The sequence below is a fragment of the Streptomyces sp. AM8-1-1 genome, assembly GCF_032229325.1.
In the GTDB taxonomy this organism is placed as follows: domain Bacteria; phylum Actinomycetota; class Actinomycetes; order Streptomycetales; family Streptomycetaceae; genus Streptomyces; species Streptomyces achmelvichensis.
The window spans coordinates 5902367-5918467 of record NZ_CP135086.1 but is presented as its reverse complement, the minus strand read 5'-3'; the positions used below and the strand labels follow the sequence as shown (position 1 = coordinate 5918467).

The 16101-nt window shown below is 71.8% G+C and carries 15 protein-coding genes; 10 read left to right on the top strand and 5 right to left on the bottom strand.

Annotation, left to right across the window (positions count from 1 at the left end; translation table 11 throughout):
* The first annotated feature begins 33 nt into the window (after positions 1-33).
* Positions 34-1314 (top strand): MFS transporter, encoded by a 1281-nt coding sequence (locus RPQ07_RS26400; protein ID WP_313946680.1) that lies wholly within the window; start codon positions 34-36, stop codon positions 1312-1314.
* 347 nt (positions 1315-1661) lie between these two features.
* On the opposite strand, the gene RPQ07_RS26395 is transcribed toward RPQ07_RS26400, so the two are convergent.
* Positions 1662-1880 carry a hypothetical protein gene (locus tag RPQ07_RS26395; protein ID WP_313946679.1) on the bottom strand — a complete coding sequence of 73 codons (219 nt, stop codon included), beginning with the start codon at positions 1878-1880 and terminating at the stop codon, positions 1662-1664.
* Positions 1881-1968: 88 nt separating this feature from the next.
* Here RPQ07_RS26395 and map point away from each other — a divergent pair, with 88 nt between their 5' ends.
* Both map and RPQ07_RS26385 read left to right on the top strand, forming a co-directional pair.
* Positions 1969-2826, top strand: coding sequence for a type I methionyl aminopeptidase (map, locus tag RPQ07_RS26390; RefSeq protein WP_313946678.1), 858 nt, complete (start codon positions 1969-1971; stop codon positions 2824-2826).
* Between the two features lie 116 nt (positions 2827-2942).
* On the top strand, positions 2943-3593 hold the full coding sequence (locus tag RPQ07_RS26385; protein ID WP_313946677.1) for a biliverdin-producing heme oxygenase: 651 nt from the start codon (positions 2943-2945) through the stop codon (positions 3591-3593).
* Here the strand turns inward: RPQ07_RS26385 and RPQ07_RS26380 are convergent.
* From RPQ07_RS26380 to RPQ07_RS26370, 3 genes are all read right to left on the bottom strand, one after another.
* A complete protein-coding gene (locus RPQ07_RS26380; protein ID WP_313946676.1) occupies positions 3583-4275 on the bottom strand; it encodes a PhzF family phenazine biosynthesis protein in 693 nt (230 codons plus the stop codon). The genes RPQ07_RS26385 and RPQ07_RS26380 overlap by 11 nt on opposite strands.
* Before the next feature lie 83 nt (positions 4276-4358).
* A complete protein-coding gene (locus RPQ07_RS26375; RefSeq protein ID WP_313946675.1) occupies positions 4359-5900 on the bottom strand; it encodes an HtaA domain-containing protein in 1542 nt (513 codons plus the stop codon).
* A gap of 14 nt (positions 5901-5914) precedes the next feature.
* A complete protein-coding gene (locus RPQ07_RS26370) occupies positions 5915-7297 on the bottom strand; it encodes an HtaA domain-containing protein (RefSeq protein ID WP_313946674.1) in 1383 nt (460 codons plus the stop codon).
* A gap of 172 nt (positions 7298-7469) precedes the next feature.
* Between RPQ07_RS26370 and RPQ07_RS26365 the strand changes: the two genes are divergently transcribed.
* From RPQ07_RS26365 to RPQ07_RS26335, 7 genes are all read left to right on the top strand, one after another.
* Entirely contained in the window at positions 7470-8480 is a 1011-nt protein-coding gene (locus RPQ07_RS26365; RefSeq protein WP_313946673.1) for a heme/hemin ABC transporter substrate-binding protein, read from the top strand.
* Between the two features lie 2 nt (positions 8481-8482).
* A complete protein-coding gene (locus RPQ07_RS26360; RefSeq protein WP_313946672.1) occupies positions 8483-9751 on the top strand; it encodes a FecCD family ABC transporter permease in 1269 nt (422 codons plus the stop codon).
* A complete protein-coding gene (locus RPQ07_RS26355) occupies positions 9748-10587 on the top strand; it encodes a heme ABC transporter ATP-binding protein (protein ID WP_313946671.1) in 840 nt (279 codons plus the stop codon). The genes RPQ07_RS26360 and RPQ07_RS26355 overlap by 4 nt, the downstream gene beginning before the upstream one ends.
* Before the next feature lie 184 nt (positions 10588-10771).
* Positions 10772-11911: an iron uptake system protein EfeO gene (efeO, locus tag RPQ07_RS26350; RefSeq protein ID WP_313946670.1), complete on the top strand. Its 1140-nt coding sequence runs from the start codon at positions 10772-10774 to the stop codon at positions 11909-11911.
* A gap of 10 nt (positions 11912-11921) precedes the next feature.
* Positions 11922-13220 carry an iron uptake transporter deferrochelatase/peroxidase subunit gene (gene efeB / locus RPQ07_RS26345; protein ID WP_313946669.1) on the top strand — a complete coding sequence of 433 codons (1299 nt, stop codon included), beginning with the start codon at positions 11922-11924 and terminating at the stop codon, positions 13218-13220.
* Between the two features lie 16 nt (positions 13221-13236).
* Entirely contained in the window at positions 13237-14220 is a 984-nt protein-coding gene (gene efeU / locus RPQ07_RS26340) for an iron uptake transporter permease EfeU (protein ID WP_313946668.1), read from the top strand.
* The gene (locus RPQ07_RS26335) at positions 14138-15082 is read left to right on the top strand and encodes a hypothetical protein (protein ID WP_313949031.1); all 945 of its coding nucleotides are present in this window, start codon (positions 14138-14140) and stop codon (positions 15080-15082) included. The genes efeU and RPQ07_RS26335 overlap by 83 nt, the downstream gene beginning before the upstream one ends.
* Positions 15083-15241: 159 nt before the next feature.
* On the opposite strand, the gene RPQ07_RS26330 is transcribed toward RPQ07_RS26335, so the two are convergent.
* A complete protein-coding gene (locus RPQ07_RS26330; RefSeq protein WP_313946667.1) occupies positions 15242-16006 on the bottom strand; it encodes a bifunctional DNA primase/polymerase in 765 nt (254 codons plus the stop codon).
* Positions 16007-16101 lie beyond the last annotated feature (95 nt).

Below are 16101 nucleotides of genomic sequence, written 5' to 3'. Positions count from 1 at the left end.
GCAGGCTACCGGCCGCCCGGAACATGGCCTCCTGTGACCTCCAAGCTCTCCGCGCTGCTGCCCGACCTCTCTCCGTGGCGCTCGTCCCGCGACTTCCGCCTCCTGTGGGTGCAGGGCGTGGTCACGTACTTCGGCAGTTTCATGGCGATGATCGCGCTGCCGCTCCAGATCAAGGACCTGACCGGATCGCCGCTCGCGGTGGGCGTGATGGGCGCGGTGGAGCTGGTGCCGCTGGTGGTGTTCGGCCTCTACGGCGGGGCGCTCGCGGACTCGGCCGACCGCCGGAAGCTGATCCTCGGCACGGAGGCCGGGCTCGGCGTGCTGGCGGTCGTCCTGCTGGTGAACGCGATGCTGCCCGATCCGATGCTGTGGCCGCTGTACCTGGTCGCGGCCGGCGTCTCGGCCCTGGCGGGTCTGCAACGCCCGGCGCTCGACTCGCTGATGGCCCGTATCGTCCCGCACGACCAGCTGACGGCGGCGGCCGCGCTGAACGCCCTGCGCTACCAGCTGGGCGCGATCGCGGGACCCGCGCTGGCGGGTCTGGTGGTGGCCTACGCGGGCCACGCCACGGCGTACGGCGTCACGGTCGCCGGTTTCGCGGTGTCCGTCGTCCTGTGCCTGCGCCTGGCCCCGGCCCCGGCGGCACACGATGCCCAGAAGCCTTCGCTGCGGGGCATCGCGGAGGGCGCGCGCTATGCGTGGTCCCGCCCGGTGCTGCTGGGGACGTACGCGATCGACCTGGCCGCGATGTTCTTCGCCTTCCCGAACACGATCTTCCCGTTCCTGGCGGACGACCTGGACGCGGAGTGGTCACTCGGCCTGATGTACGCGGCGGGTTCGGTCGGATCGCTGGCCCTGAGCATGACGAGCGGCTGGACGTCGCGGGTGCGGCGGCACGGCCTGTTCGTGGTGTTCGGCGCGGCGGCCTGGGGCCTGGCGATCGCGGCGGCGGGATGGTTCTCGAACGTGTGGCTGGTCCTGCTGTGCCTGGCGTTCGCGGGCGCGGGCGACATGCTCAGCGGCCTCGGCCGCTCGACGATCTGGAACCAGACGATCCCGGAGGAGCTGCGGGGACGGCTCGCGGGGATAGAGGTGCTGTCGTACAGCGTCGGCCCGCAGCTGGGCCAGGTCCGCGCGGGCGCGATGGCGGGATGGACGGGCACACGAGCGTCGATCTGGTCCGGCGGCGTGGCCTGCGTGGCCTCGGTCGGCCTGCTGGCCGCGGTACTCCCGAAGCTGATCACGTACGACGCCTCGACGGACGAGGACGCGTTGCGCCGCCGCGCGCAGCAGGAGGCGCTGACGAAGGCGTGAGCCTTCGCGCACGGGCCGCGCCGGGCAGGCGGAGGACCACGTCCAGCCCCGCCGGACGGGGCTGAACCTGCGGACCACATGCGGCCGTATTCAGCCCCGCCGGCGATTGAGGCGCGGGGTCCGGGGCAGAGCCCCGCGAACAGCCCGCACCCACGGGTACGCGCCCACCCCGCGAGGGCGCGCCCTTCAACCACCCGGCAAACCCAGCCCCGCCGGCGATTGAGGCGCGGGGCCCGGGGCAGAGCCCCGCGAAGGGCCCGCACGTCCCGCACCCGCCTCGATCGCCGGGACCGGCTGAACGAGCGCGCGCACAACGGGCGCGACCCCGTGGCCCACCGCCGTGAGGACTACTCGCCCTTCGGCGCGTCGTGCCAGCGCGGATCGTTCTCCCATTCGAGGTTCTTCTCCCGCGCTGTCTCCATCGCGTGGGTCGCCTCCTCACGGCTCGCGTACGGGCCGAAGCGGTCCTTCGCGGGGCACTCCGGGCCCTCCTCGACCTTCTTGTGCTCCAGGCAGTAGAACCACTCGCCCGGTTTGCCGGCCGTACGCTTCTTGAACAGGGCCATCGTCGGCTCCTTCCTCTGACGCCATGCTGCCCCAAGGACGTCCCCCTACGCCCGGGAGGCGTGCCGGGCCCCCGGTTAGACTCGCGGCATGTCTGGCCAGTCGCTGCTCGTACCAGGCGAGCTCTCCCCCACCCGCTCCGTCCCCGGCTCCATCCGGCGCCCCGAGTACGTCGGAAAGCCCGCGCCGACCCCGTACACCGGGCCGGAGGTGCAGGACGCCGACACCGTCGAGCGGATGCGCATCGCGGGCCGTATCGCCGCGCAGGCGATGGAGGAGGCCGCCAAGCACATCTCCCCCGGCGTGACGACCGACGAACTGGACCGCGTCGCGCACGAGTTCATGTGCGACCACGGCGCCTATCCGTCCACGCTCGGCTACCGCGGCTTCCCCAAGTCGCTGTGCTCCTCGGTCAACGAGGTGATCTGCCACGGGATCCCCGACTCCACCGTCCTGCGCGACGGCGACATCGTGAACCTCGACGTCACGGCGTACATCAACGGTGTGCACGGCGACAACAACGCCACCTACCTCTGCGGCGACGTCGACGAGGAGTCGCGGCTGCTCGTGGAGCGGACCCGGGAATCCCTCAACCGGGCCATCAAGGCCGTGAAGCCGGGCCGCCAGGTCAATGTCATCGGACGGGTCATCGAGTCGTACGCCAAGCGCTTCGGCTACGGCGTGGTCCGTGACTTCACCGGCCACGGGATCAATTCCTCGTTCCACTCCGGCCTGATCATTCCGCACTACGACGCCCAGCACGCGACGACCGTGATGCAGCCGGGCATGACGTTCACCATCGAGCCGATGCTCACGCTGGGGACGTACGAGTACGACATGTGGGACGACGGCTGGACCGTGGTGACCAAGGACCGCAAGCGGACCGCGCAGTTCGAGCACACGCTGGTGGTCACGGAGAGCGGCGCCGAGATTCTCACGTTGCCCTGACGCCGTTCGGGGGTAGCGTTTTACCGACAGGTCGTCGGGAACCAGTTGACTTAGGTAAGCCTAAGTAGCAGGATCATAACCGGTTCCCGTCCCCATCGGTCCCCCGGAGGTCCGCCTTGGACACGCCATTCTCGACACTCATCCGTGTTGCCTCGCACGAGCAGCACACCGAGGCCGAGACCTCGCCCTTCATGAGCGATCTGCTCGGCGGCCGGCTGGGCGTCGAGGCCTACGCCCGCTACACCGAGCAGCTCTGGTTCGTGTACCGGGCACTGGAAGGTGCCGCGGGCGCGCTGGAGGACGACCCGGTGGCGGGGCCCTTCATCCGCCCGGAGCTGATGCGTACCGCCGCGCTCGAACGCGACCTCGCGCATCTGCGCGGCGCCGACTGGCGCGCGGGCGCCGCTCCGCTGCCGGCGACCGAGGCGTACGCCGCCCGGGTCGAGGAGTGCGCCCGCACCTGGCCCGCCGGGTACATCGCGCACCACTACACCCGTTACCTCGGTGACCTCTCCGGCGGCCAGATCATCCGCGACCGCGCCGAGAAGACCTGGGGCTTCGCCCGCAAGGGCGACGGGGTCCGGTTCTACGTCTTCGAGCAGATCGACAACCCGGCCGCCTTCAAGCGCGGTTACCGCGAACTGCTGGACGCGGTGAACGCCGACGAGCTGGAGAAGAAGCGGATCGTCGAGGAGTGCAAGCGGGCCTTCGACTTCAACGGAGCAGTCTTCCGCGAGCTGGGCGAGGAGTTCCCGCTCAGCGCATGAGCGAGATCCGGCGGGCGGCCGGCACGGGCGTCGCGAGGCGCACCCGCCCGCCGATCTCGATCGTGCCGTCGGGGCCGGGGGCCGTCAGAATCTGCGACCCGCGGCCCTGCGTGATGTTCAGCGCGCGGCCGAGGCTGTCGGTGAGCAGCAGGGCAGCCGCGCCGGTCGCCTCGTCCTCCACGATGCCGTCGTCCCGCCGGGGGAAGGCGCGGGCCCGGACCCGGCCCGCGGCCTCGTCCTCCCAGGCCCAGGCGTAGAGCCAGCCCTCACCGGGCGGCGGCGCGGGCAGCGCGTCCACCTCGGCCGGTGAGGCGTACTGCCGCAGCGTGCGCGGCGGGGCCCATTCGGCGCGGGCGGTGATCCAGGTGAACTCGCCGTCGCTGCGCGCCCACACCTCGCCCGCGGGAGGGTTCACCGCCTCCAGGTCGAGCAGCCAGGCCACTCCGACGAGCGGGTGCCCGGCGAACGGGAGCCTCAGGCCGGGGGTGTAGATGTCCACGACCCCGCGCTCGGGGTCGTCGACGAACACGGTCTCGCTGAAGCCCAGTTCGGCCGCGAGCGCCTGCCGGGACGCCGGGTCGGGAACGGCCCGGGCGTCGCGTACGACTCCCAGGGCGTTGCCATGGCCCCCGTCGGCCCCGCAGAAGACGTGGAGCACGTCCAGTACGTCGAGTTCGTTCACCCCGGCATTCAAGCATCCCGGTACGACAGGGCCGCACCGGCGGCGACTGCTGCCGGTGCGGCCCGTGACGCGGGACCCGTGGGTCAGGAGCGGGTCGCCTCCCGGCGGCGGATCGCGAAGACCACGGCCGCGCCCGCCACCGCGATGCCCGCCGAGGCGGCCGCCAGCGCGGTCGTCGGGACCTCGGAACCCGTGGAGGCCAGGGCGCCGCCCGTGCCGCCGACGGTGCCGCCCCCGGTGGTCGTACCGGCCGAGCCGCCCTCCGTCGAACCGCCCGCGGAACCGCCGGAGCCGCTCGTGCCGCCGGTGCCCTCGGGCAGTTCGGCGTCCTCGTCGAGGGAGACCGCGACCGTGACCGGGTCCAGCTCCTCACCGGCCGGGTACATGCCGCCGAACGCCTTGGTGCCCTCCGCCGTGAGCTTCGCCGGTACGCCCGTCAGCTTGACCACGTCCGCCTGTGCCGTGAGCGCGCCGGCCGGAACAGTGAGCGAGGCGATGCCCAGGTTCTGGTAGGTCGCGACCTTGCCGGTCTCCCGGTCCTTGGTGCTGACGTCGGCCACCAGGGTGCCCCGGGTGCCGTTCACCTCGACCTCGACGCCGCTCAGCTTCAGATCGAGGACGTACTGGCCGCCGGTGAGGTGGCCGAGGAAGCGGACGCCGCCGTCGAAGGAGGCCGCCAGGGTCTTCGTGCCGGCGTCGTAGGAGCCGCGGCCCTCGGGAAAGCGGTAGCCCTCGCCCGACTTCGCCGCGCCGCCGGACAGTTCGACCTTGCCGTGGGCTATCGGGCCCGTGACGTAGTCCCGGAACCGCTTCTTGACACCCCAGTCGAGATTGCCGTCCACGACCGAGCCGTCGCCGCTCTCGGGGTCACCGGTCGCGGTGTCGGTGGGGGACGGTGTCGCGGTGGGGTCGGTCGTCGCGGTCGCCGTCGCGGTCGCGGTGGCCGTCGGGGTCGGCGTCACCGGCGGGGTCACGCTCGGCGTGGCCGACGGGGCCGGCTTCACCGCCTTGACCGAGAGGGTCGCCGGGTCCAGCGCGTCGCCCTCCTTGTACATACCGTTGAAGGCTTTCGCGCCCTCGGCGGTGAGCGCGGCCGGAATGTCCTTGAAGACCATCGCACCGCCCTCGCCCTGCCCCGGGGCGACCTTCGACAGATCGAGCTTCGCCACCGCGATGTCGTCCTGCGTCGTGCCGTTGAGGGTGACGTCGGCCTGGATGCTGCCGGTGGTGCCCGCGGTCAGCACCTTCACATCGGCGAGCTTGATGGCGAAGCCGTGGGCAGTGGAGGAGAACAGGACATTGCCCTTGAAGGCGGTGTCGGTGGCGTGGGTGCCCGTGTCGTAGCTGCCCGTACCGCCGGTGAAGGTGAAGGGGCCGTTGTCCGGCGCCTGCGTGGCGCCGTCCGCCGCCACGATCGTGCCCTTGGCCATGCCCGTGACGTACGAGCGGAAGGACTGCTTGAAGCCCCAGTCCAGGGTGCCGTCCTTCAGTTCCAGTTTCGGGGCGCCGGGGGCGGCGGAACCGCTGCCGGCCGCGAGCGCCGGGAGGGCGAAGGCGGTGGCGCCGAGCGCGGCCACGACGGCTGTCGCGGCGGCGAGGGTGATGGGGCGGCGAGTGGCTGCCATGGTCGTTGGTCTCCTCAGTGCTGGGCCGTCCGGCGGCGCCGGACGACATACAGGGCGATGGCCGCGGCGGCGAGGGCTCCGGCGCCCACGGCGAGGTAGGTCCCGATGGGGGACGAGGTGTCGGACGACGCGGTGGCCGCCGCCGGCCCGGAGGCGGTGGCTGGCGCGGTCGTGGTCTGTCGCGGTGACGGGGCGGCCTCGCTGCCCAGGTCGGGCAGGGCGGGCAGGCGGGCGGCCCGGTCCACGGTCACGGCGAGCGAGACCGGGTCCATGACCGTGCCCGCGGCGTACATCCCGCCGAAGGCCTCGGCACCTTGCGCGGTGAGGGTCGCCGGTGCCTCGGTGACGGCGGCAAGGCCCTTCTTCGGTACGAGACGCGGGGCGGCGAAGGTCACCAGGGGTACGGCTCCGAGCGTCGTGCCGCCGCGCGCCACATCGGCGGTCAGCGTGCCGCGGCCGGCCGACACCGTGGCCCTGACCTTGCTCAGCCGGAGGTCCAGTCCGTCGCCGGTGAACCGGACGGAACCGGCGAACGACGCCGCGAGGGTTCCGCGTCCGGCGTCGTAGCTGCCCTTGCCGCGCGGGAAGCGGAAGAGCGCCCCGCCGTCCTGCGCGCCGTCCGTGAGGGTCCAACGGCCCTGCGCGACCGGGCCGGTGACGTATTCGCGGAAGGTGCGGCGTACGCCCCAGTCGACGGCGGCGTCCTGGAGCGAACCGGCCTTGGCGGGCAGGGTGGCGGTCGCGGACGGTCGCGCGGAGGGCTTCGTGCGGGCGGGCGCGAGGTCGACGCGGAGGCTGATCGGGTCGAGCGGGGTGCCGGAGGTGTAGTAGCCGGCGAAGGCGGCGGCGCCCTGCGAGGTCAGTGTGGCGGGGACGGTGCGCAGTTCGATGGGCCCCGCGCCGCCCTTCATCGAGATGCCGGAGAGGTTGAGCGAGGCGAAGGGGACCTCGCTCGACGTGGTGACCCTGCCCGTCGACCGGGCCCTGCTGACCATGTCCGCGAAGAGCGTGCCCTGTCCGCCGGAGATTCTCACCGTGGGGCGGCTGAGCGCGAGGTCGAGCTCATGGCTGCCGTCGGCCTTGCGGTGGCCCAGGAAATGCACGCCGCCCGAGAAGCGGGAGGTGAAGGAGCCGGTGGCGGGGTCGTAGGTACCGGTGGCGGAGTGGAAGCGGAACTGACTGCCGCCGACGGTGGCCGCGCCGCCGGTGAGCCGCCAACTGCCGTGCGCGATGGGGCCGGTGACATACCGCTGGAACGAGGACTTGATGCCCCAGTCCAGTCTGCCGCCCTGCACCGTGCGGTCCGCCGCCTGTGCGGTGCCGGCCGGGAGCAGGGCTCCGAGCAGGACCGCGAGAAGCGCCACGGCGGACCCGCGGGCCGGTCTGAAGGGCAGCATGACGAATCCTCCGGGGCACAACGCACTGGTCAGTGAGGTAAGGCTAACCTAAGCTCTGATCCGTGCGGTTCGGAAGACCCCACCCACCCGAAACATCGGCCAACTCCCCGCCCACCCATGGCAGACTGCCGCGGTAACCGTCTTAGACAGTGAACAAGAGAAAGGTGTCCCGGTGCGCACACCTCGCCTGGCAGGTGCTCTCCTCTCGGTCCTCGCCCTCGCCCTGACGGCGACCGGCTGCGGCGGAGGCGACGAGTCGCCCGCCGCCACGGGCAAGCCGAAGGCCTCCGTGGCCGCCGACCGGATCGAGCCGCTCGCCGCGACCCCGAAGCCCGAACTCCCGGTCACCGTGCGCTCGGCCGACGGCAAGAGCGTCACCGTCCCCGCCGCGGACCGGATCGTGCCGTTGTCCGGTGGGCTCAGCGAGATCGTCTTCACGCTCGGCCTGGGCAAGCAGGTGGTGGCGCGCGACATCACCGCGACCTTCGAACAGGCCCGCGCGCTGCCGGTGGTGACCCGGGGACACGACGTCTCCGCCGAGAGCGTGCTGTCGCTGAAGCCGACGCTCGTCCTCGCCGACTCGACGACCGGCCCGGCCGAGGCCATCGCCCAGATACGCGCCGCGGGCATCCCGCTCGTCGTCGTCAAGGCGCCCAAGAGCCTCGCCGACGTCCGGACGCGGATCGACGCGGTGGCCGGCGCGCTGGGGGTCAAGGCGGCCGGGGACCAGCTCAACACCCGTACCGCACAGCGGATCGCGGCGGTGCAGAAGGACATCCCGAAGCCCGCCGAGGGCAAGCAGCCCCGCGTCGCCTTCCTCTATCTGCGGGGCTCGGCGTCGGTCTACCTCATCGGCGGCGCCGAGTCCGGGGCCGCCTCGCTGCTGGAGGCGGCGGGCGCCGTGGACGCCGGCAAGGAGTCGGGGCTGGCGAAGGACTTCACCCCGATCACCGCCGAGGCCCTCGCGAAGGCCGCGCCGGACGCCATGCTGGTGATGACGGACGGTCTGACGTCGGTCGGCGGCATCGACGGTCTGGTCAAGATTCCCGGCGTGGCCCAGACCCCGGCCGGGATGGACCGCCGCGTGGTGAGCGTGGACGACGGCGTCCTGCTGAACTACGGACCGCGCACCGACCGGGTGCTCCGGTCGCTGGTTGACCAGCTCTACCCGGGCGGCCGGTGACGATGGCCACGCACGCTGACCACTCCCCCTCACCCGCCCGTCCGCGCGACCGGGACCCGGAACCGGACCGGGACCAGCACCAGGACCGGGAGCGGGACCGGGACCGACCGAGCGGCCCCGAGGGCCGTGAGGTCCCGGGGCGCTCCGAGGCCCGCGAGAGCCGTGAGGCCCCTGAGGGCTCCCGAAGCACTTCCGACCCGGGCACCCCGAAGGACACCACCGACGCCGTCCCCCTGGCCCGCACCCGCACCGGGGCCGGACTGCTCGCCGGCGGACTCCTGACGGGCGTGATCGTCCTGGCCCTGGTGTCCGCGGCCTACGGCGCGTACGACATTCCCGTCACCGATGTCATCGCCTCGGTGCAGCACCGGGCCGGGCTCGGCGGGCACGCGCTCGACCGGGTCGGCGAGAGCGTGTTGTGGAACGTCCGCCTTCCCCGTGTCGTCCTCGCGCTCCTCGTCGGCGCGTCCCTCGGCTGTGCGGGTGCCCTGATGCAGGGCGTCTTCGGCAACCCCCTCGCCGAGCCCGGCATCATCGGCATCTCCTCCGGCGCGGCCGTCGGCGCCGTCGCGTCCATCGCGCTCGGGCTGAGCTTTCTCGGCAACTGGACCATCACGGCCTGCGCGTTCGTCGCCGGCCTGGTGACCGTGCTCCTCGTCTACGCGATGTCCCGCTCGGGAGGGCGGACCGAGGTCGTCACCCTCATCCTGACCGGCATCGCCGTCAACGCCTTCGCCGGCGCTCTCATCGGCCTGTTCATCTTCTTCGCGGACAACGCCCAGATCACCCAGATCACCTTCTGGCAGCTGGGTTCGCTCTCCCAGGCGACCTGGCCCAAGGTGCTCGCCGTGCTGCCGTGCGCGCTCCTCGGTCTCGCCATCGCGCCCCTGTACGCACGGAAGCTGGACCTGCTCGCCCTCGGCGAGCGGCCGGCGCGGCATCTCGGCATCGACGTCGAGCGGCTGCGGATCGTCCTCGTCCTCGTCGTCGCCCTGTTCACCGCTGCCGCGGTCGCCGTCGCCGGGATCATCACCTTCGTCGGGCTGCTCGTCCCGCATCTGCTGCGGATGGCGCACGGGCCCGGCCATCGCTTCCTGGTGCCCGGCAGCGCACTCGGCGGCGCGCTGATGCTGGTCGCGGGAGACCTCGCGGCACGCACCGTCGCCGAGCCCGCCGAACTCCCCCTCGGCGTGCTCACCGCACTCTTCGGCAGCCCGTTCTTCTTCTGGCTGCTGCTCAGGACCCGTCGCAGGCAAGGTGGTTGGGCATGAGGTCCGTGACCCGTCTGTTCGGTGTGCGCCGGCGGGAGCTGCCCGCGCGCCCCGAACCCGGTTCCGTCGTCGCCGAGGCCCGCGGTCTCCATGTCCGCCTCGGCGGCCGTGAGGTGCTCGCCGGGGTGGAGCTCGCCGCACACGCCGGCGAGGTACTGGCGCTGGTCGGGCCGAACGGCGCCGGGAAGTCGACCCTGTTCGGCGCTCTCGCCGCCGATCTGCCCGCCGACGGCGGCTCGGTGAGCATCGCGGGCCGGCCGGCCGGCGGCTGGACCGCTCCCGAACTCGCCCTGCGCCGCGCCGTGCTGCCCCAGGCCGCCGCGCTCTCCTTCCCCTTCCTGGTGGAGGACGTCGTACGGATGGGGCGCGCACCCTGGGCCGGGACCGCGCTCCAGGAGGAGGACGACGCGGCCGTCGCCGAGGCGATGGCCGTCACGGAGGTCGGCGGCTTCGCGGCCCGCCCCTTCTCCGCGCTCTCCGGCGGTGAACGCGCCCGGGTCGCCCTCGCCCGCGTCCTGGCCCAGCGGGCCCCGCTGCTGCTCCTCGACGAACCGACGGCGGCCCTCGATCTGCGCCACCAGGAACTGGTGCTGCGCATCTGCCGTGAGCGTGCCGCGGCCGGTGACGCCGTGGTCGTCGTGCTGCACGATCTCGGTCTCGCCGCGGCGTACGCGGACCGGGTCGCCGTGCTGCACGAGGGCCGGCTCGCGGCCGAGGGCCCGCCCGCCGAGGTCTTCGACGACGTGCTGCTGAGCCGGGTCTACCGGCAGCCCGTCGAAGTGTTCCCGCACCCTCGCTCGGGCGTCCCCGTGGTGCTTCCGCAACGGGCCGGTTGACCTCTGCTTGACCGAGTCCTGGGGTCCCGATGGGCAGCCTGTGACCCGTCCGTTTCCGGACGTACGTCATGAGTCCCAGATCACTGCACGGGCGGGTACCGCCGAGGTAAGGCTCGGTTAAGTTAGGTCAGCCTCACCCACCCTCAGCCCGCCTCCGCCGGGCCTCTTGCCGCATGGAGTCCGTATGCGAGTCCGTCTTTCCGTCGCCACCGCCACCGCCGTCGCGGCCGCTCTGGCCGCCGTCACGGGCTGCGCCGAGAAGGCCGACGACAAGGCCGGTGACGGCGGCGCCATCAAGGTCACCGCGAAGGACGATTCCTGCGAGGTGTCGAAGAAGGAGTTCGCCGCCGGGCACGTCCAGCTCGACATCGAGAACAAGGGCGGGAAGGTCACCGAGGTCTACATCCTGTTCCCCGACGACCGGATCGTCACCGAGCGGGAGAACATCGGTCCCGGCACCAAGGCCCGGCTCACCGCCGAGGTGAAGTCCGGTTCGTACGAGATCGCGTGCAAGCCGGGTATGAAGGGTGACGGCATCCGTCAGAAGGTCACCGCGACGGGCGGCAAGGCCGTCGAGCGGAGCCCGGAGATGGACGCCGCGGTCGCCGGCTACCGCAAGTACGTCCAGGCGCAGGCCGACGAGACGCTGCCGAAGGCGAAGGTGTTCACCGACGCCGTCAAGGCCGGTGACATCGAGGCGGCGAAGAAGGCGTACGCCGAGTCCCGTATCGGCTGGGAGCGCACCGAGCCGGTCGCCGAGTCCTTCGGCGACATCGACCCCAAGGTCGACCTGCGCGAGGACGGTGTCGAGAAGGGCCAGAAGTGGACCGGCTGGCACCGGCTGGAGAAGTCCCTGTGGCAGGACAAGAAGCTCGGCCCCGCCGACACCGCGCTCGCCGACACCCTGATCAAGGACCTCACGGTCTGGCAGAAGAAGGTCGGCACCGCCGAGATCACGCCGACCTCGATGGCCAACGGCGCCAAGGAACTCCTGGACGAGGTCGCCACCGGCAAGGTCACCGGTGAGGAGGAGCGTTACAGCCACACCGACCTGGTGGACTTCAAGGCCAACGTCGAGGGTGCGCAGACCTCGTACGAGCTGCTCAAGCCGGTCGCGTCGAAGAACGACCCGAAGCTGGTGGCCGAGCTCGACAAGCAGTTCGCCGCGCTGAACACGCTGCTCGACAAGTACCGCAAGGACAAGACCACCTACGTGTTCGCCTCGTACGACACCGTCGGCAAGGACCAGCGCAAGGAGCTCAGCGACGGCGTCAACGCCCTTGCCGAGCCGCTGTCGAAGCTCGCCGCCGCGGTCGTCAAGTAAGGGGACCGTGATGTCGGCTTCCGACGACCAGCAGACCGACGCGACGCCCGGGGCCGCGGGCCCCGGGGAGCCCGGCACGGGCACCGGTACGCCGTCCCGGCGTGCGCTGCTCGGCTGGGGTGGTGCGGGTCTCGCGCTCGGTGCCGCCGCGGCCGGCGGCACGGTGGCCGCGCTCGGCGGCGGGGACGAGACCGCCAGCGCGGCGGCGAGTGGTTCCGCCGTTCCCTTCCACGGGGTGCACCAGGCCGGCGTCGCCACCGCCGTGCAGGACCGGCTGCACTTCGCGGCCTTCGACGTGAAGACGAAGGACCGTGCCGAGCTGGTCCAGCTGCTGAAGGACTGGACACGGGCCGCGGAACGCATGACCGCCGGACTGCCCGTCGGCGAGGGCGCGTTCGGCGGCCTCGCCGAAGCACCGCCGGACGACACCGGCGAGGCACTGGGACTCAAGCCGTCCCGGCTGACGCTGACCATCGGCTTCGGCCCCTCCCTGTTCACCAAGGACCGCTTCGGACTCGAGGGCCGTCGGCCGAACGGCCTGGCGGAGCTGCCGAAGTTCTCCGGCGACAACCTCGACCCGGCACGCAGCGGCGGCGACCTGTGCGTCCAGGCCTGCGCCGACGACCCCCAGGTCGCGGTGCACGCCATCCGCAACCTCGCCCGGATCGGCTTCGGCACCGTCGCCGTGCGCTGGTCGCAACTCGGCTTCGGCAAGACGTCGTCGACGACCCCCGACGCCCAGACACCCCGCAACCTCTTCGGCTTCAAGGACGGCACCCGCAACATCGCCGGCACGGACGCCCCGGCACTGGAGAAGCACGTATGGGTGGCGCACAAGGACGGACCGGCCTGGCTGGCCGGCGGCTCCTACCTCGTCGCCCGCCGGATCCGGATGAACGTCGAGACCTGGGACCGCACCTCCCTGCAGGAGCAGGAGGACATCTTCGGCCGGGACAAGGGCAAAGGCGCTCCCGTCGGCAAGGCGAACGAGCGCGACGAGCCGTTCCTGCCCGCGATGCTGCCCACCTCGCACGTCCGGCTCGCCCACCCCAACTCCAACGGCGGGGCGAGGATGCTGCGCCGCGGCTACTCCTTCACGGACGGCACGGACGGTCTCGGCCGCCTGGACGCGGGGCTGTTCTTCCTCGCCTACCAGCGCGACATCGACAAGGGGTTCGTCCCGGTGCAGCGCTCGCTCGCGCGCGACGACCTCAACGAGTACATCCAGCACGTGGGTTCGGCGCTGTTCGCGGTCCCGCCGGGCGTCCGGGACACGGACGACTGGTGGGGACGGGCGCTGTTCTCATGACCAGAAGGGACCGGCCGTGTTCGGCAACTATCTGATCGGCCTGCGCGAGGGCCTGGAGGCAAGCCTCGTCGTCTGCATCCTCGTCGCGTATGTCGTCAAGACCGGCAGACGGGACGCGCTGCGGCCGATCTGGACCGGCATCGGCGTCGCGGTCGCCCTGTCGCTCGGATTCGGCTTCGCCCTCGAATACGGCTCGCAGGAGCTGACGTTCGAGGCACAGGAGCTGCTCGGCGGTTCGCTGTCGATCGTCGCGGTGTGCCTGGTGACCTGGATGGTCTTCTGGATGAAGCGCACCGCGCGGCACCTTCGGTCCGAACTGCACGGCAGGCTCGACGCCGCCCTGCAGATGGGCACGGGCGCGCTGGTCGCCACCGCGTTCCTGGCGGTGGGCCGCGAGGGCCTGGAGACGGCGCTGTTCGTCTGGGCCTCCGTACGGGCCGCCACCGACGAGGCGGGCTCACAGGGCCCGTTGACCGGAGTGCTCCTCGGTATCGCCACCGCGATCCTGCTCGGCTGGCTCTTCTACCGCGGCGCCCTGAAGATCAATCTCGCCAAGTTCTTCACCTGGACCGGCGGCATGCTCGTGGTCGTGGCCGCGGGTGTCCTCGCGTACGGCGTCCATGACCTGCAGGAAGCCCGCTTCCTCGGCGGTCTGGCGAACAAAGCCTTCGACATCAGCACGACGATTCCGCCCGACAGCTGGTACGGGACGCTGCTGAAGGGCGTCTTCAACTTCCAGCCGGATCCGACCGTTCTCCAGACCGTGGTGTGGGCCCTGTATCTGATCCCGGCACTCGGGTTCTTCCTCGCCCCGGTAGGGTTCGGACGGTCAGTGGGGGTCGAGGAGCAGAAGGCAGCCGATGAGAAGTCCGATTCGGGTGACAGGACCGCGCCGGGCGGCGACGGGCCTCGTGGCGATGACGACGCTGGCCCTGACGGCGAGCGGGTGCGTGACGGTGCACGGGGAACGGGAGATCGTTCCGTCGGTGACGAAGGCTGAGGCCGTCGAAGCCGTCAAGCAGTTCACCGCCGCCTACAACGCCGCCGACAAGGCGTACGACCCGGCTCTGGACGCGGGCCGGGTCACCGGTGCGCTCGGAGCCATCAACCAGGCCGGGTTGAAGGCACGCAGCGTCAACTACCCGGACGGCAATCCGCAGCACGTGCCGCTGGAGCTCAGCGACCCGAAGATCACGATTCCCAAGAAGGCCGGCTGGCCGCGCTTCTTCCTGGCCGACGTCGACTCCAACCGCGACCGGGACCGGGGCAGCGAGGACAACCGCTGGGTGCTGATCTTCGTGCGCAACGGTCCGGCGGAGGTGTGGAAGGCGACGTACCTGACCATCCTCACCCCCGGCCGCATTCCGGAGCTGAAGACGGACCAGGACGGCTACGCCGAGCCGGTCGCCGTGGACAGCGGTGAGCTGGCGGTCGCCCCACGCGATCTGAGCGGGGACTACTCCTCGTACATGCAGAGCGGGCAGCCGGACAACTTCAAGGACGGACCGCACACCTCCGACTGGCGCGCCTCGCGGCAGAAGGAGGAGAACCTCCCGGGCATGTCCACGCAGTACATCGACCAGCCGCTGGACAGCGGTGACTTCGCGCCGCTGGCGCTCGCGACGCGGGACGGCGGGGCGCTGGTCTTCTTCACCGTGCGCAACTACGAGCGGCAGACCGCGGCGAAGGGTGTGCGCCTGAAGGTGCACCCGGACGTGAAGGCGCTGCTCACCGGCGAGGTGAAGCAGACGATCACCAAGGAGCGGGTGTCGAGCCAGGCGGTGGCGGTCCCGGCCTCCGGCGTCGGCAAGGTCGACGTCCTCGGCCGGCTGACGGGTCTGACCTCGGCGAAGGGGTCGTAGACAGGCGGTTCCGGGCCCGGCGAGGTCGGGCCCGAATCGAACGACATGCTCCGGGTCCGGCCCGAACCGAACGACAGGCCCCGGCAAGGTCCGGCCCGGACCGAACGGCGGGCCCGGGTCGCGGCCCAGCAGCCCCCGCGGCCCAGTAGCCGCCGCGGCTCAGCGGCCCAGCGGCCAGGCCGGCGCGTGCCGGTTCAGTTCCTCGTCGTCACCCGCGTAGCGCGCGCACGCGTCGGTGAGCGTCTCCAGCAGGGTCAGCGGGTCCGGCAGCGGATACTCCGGGCCCCGTACCCACTCCACTGCCAGATCACCGGGAAGCCGGGCGGGCGGTACGAGTACATAGCTGCCCCGGCAGTGCCAGCGCAGCCCCGGGTGCTCGTCCATCGTCTCGGGGTGGCAGTCCAGCTCGCAGGGCCACCACTCGTCCTCGTCCTCGGGCGTACCGCGGGTGGCGGTGAAGAACAGCAGCCGTCCGTCGCCGCCCGTGCCGCCGGACTCGGCGACCGGACCGACCTCGATGCCCCGCTCCAGGAGGCGTTCGAGTGCGTCGAGCCCGGCTTCCAGCGGGACGTCGAGGACGTCGTGGACCATGCCGGTCGCGGTGATGAAGTTCGCCTCGGGCTGGCCCTGGGCCCACCGCTCGATCTGGGCGCGGTCGGTCGTGGACTGGGTCTGCCAGGCGAAGGAGACGGGGTGCATCGCGGGCGTCGGACAGCCGATGCGGTCGCAGGAACAGCGGTACGCGACGGGATACGCGGCGGGCGCGAGCGGCAGTCCTGCTCCGGCGGCGGCCAGGAGAAGCGACTCACGGCGTGAGTCCTCCGGCTCGGTGTCGCGGGGGCGCCGGCGCAGCCACTGGGGCAGCCGGCTCTCGCGGGGGAGCCTGTTCTCCGTGCCGCGGTAGCGGCCTTTACCGTCGCCCATCTATCCCCTCACACCTCACACTCGGCACCGGCGGACTCTGCCATGGTCCCACCATCCTGCTCCCCGGGTGGCCACAGTGCTCAACCGGGGGGTGG

Bases quoted from the DNA above. Each gene is read 5' to 3' on its own strand.
- RPQ07_RS26395 (WP_313946679.1), bottom strand. From the start codon at position 1,880: ATGGCCCTGTTCAAGAAGCGTACGGCCGGCAAACCGGGCGAGTGGTTC.
- map (WP_313946678.1), top strand. From the start codon at position 1,969: ATGTCTGGCCAGTCGCTGCTCGTACCAGGCGAGCTCTCCCCCACCCGC.
- RPQ07_RS26375 (WP_313946675.1), bottom strand. From the start codon at position 5,900: ATGGCAGCCACTCGCCGCCCCATCACCCTCGCCGCCGCGACAGCCGTC.
- RPQ07_RS26370 (WP_313946674.1), bottom strand. From the start codon at position 7,297: ATGCTGCCCTTCAGACCGGCCCGCGGGTCCGCCGTGGCGCTTCTCGCG.
- RPQ07_RS26360 (WP_313946672.1), top strand. From the start codon at position 8,483: ATGGCCACGCACGCTGACCACTCCCCCTCACCCGCCCGTCCGCGCGAC.
- RPQ07_RS26355 (WP_313946671.1), top strand. From the start codon at position 9,748: ATGAGGTCCGTGACCCGTCTGTTCGGTGTGCGCCGGCGGGAGCTGCCC.
- efeO (WP_313946670.1), top strand. From the start codon at position 10,772: ATGCGAGTCCGTCTTTCCGTCGCCACCGCCACCGCCGTCGCGGCCGCT.
- efeB (WP_313946669.1), top strand. From the start codon at position 11,922: ATGTCGGCTTCCGACGACCAGCAGACCGACGCGACGCCCGGGGCCGCG.
- RPQ07_RS26335 (WP_313949031.1), top strand. From the start codon at position 14,138: ATGACGACGCTGGCCCTGACGGCGAGCGGGTGCGTGACGGTGCACGGG.
- RPQ07_RS26330 (WP_313946667.1), bottom strand. From the start codon at position 16,006: ATGGGCGACGGTAAAGGCCGCTACCGCGGCACGGAGAACAGGCTCCCC.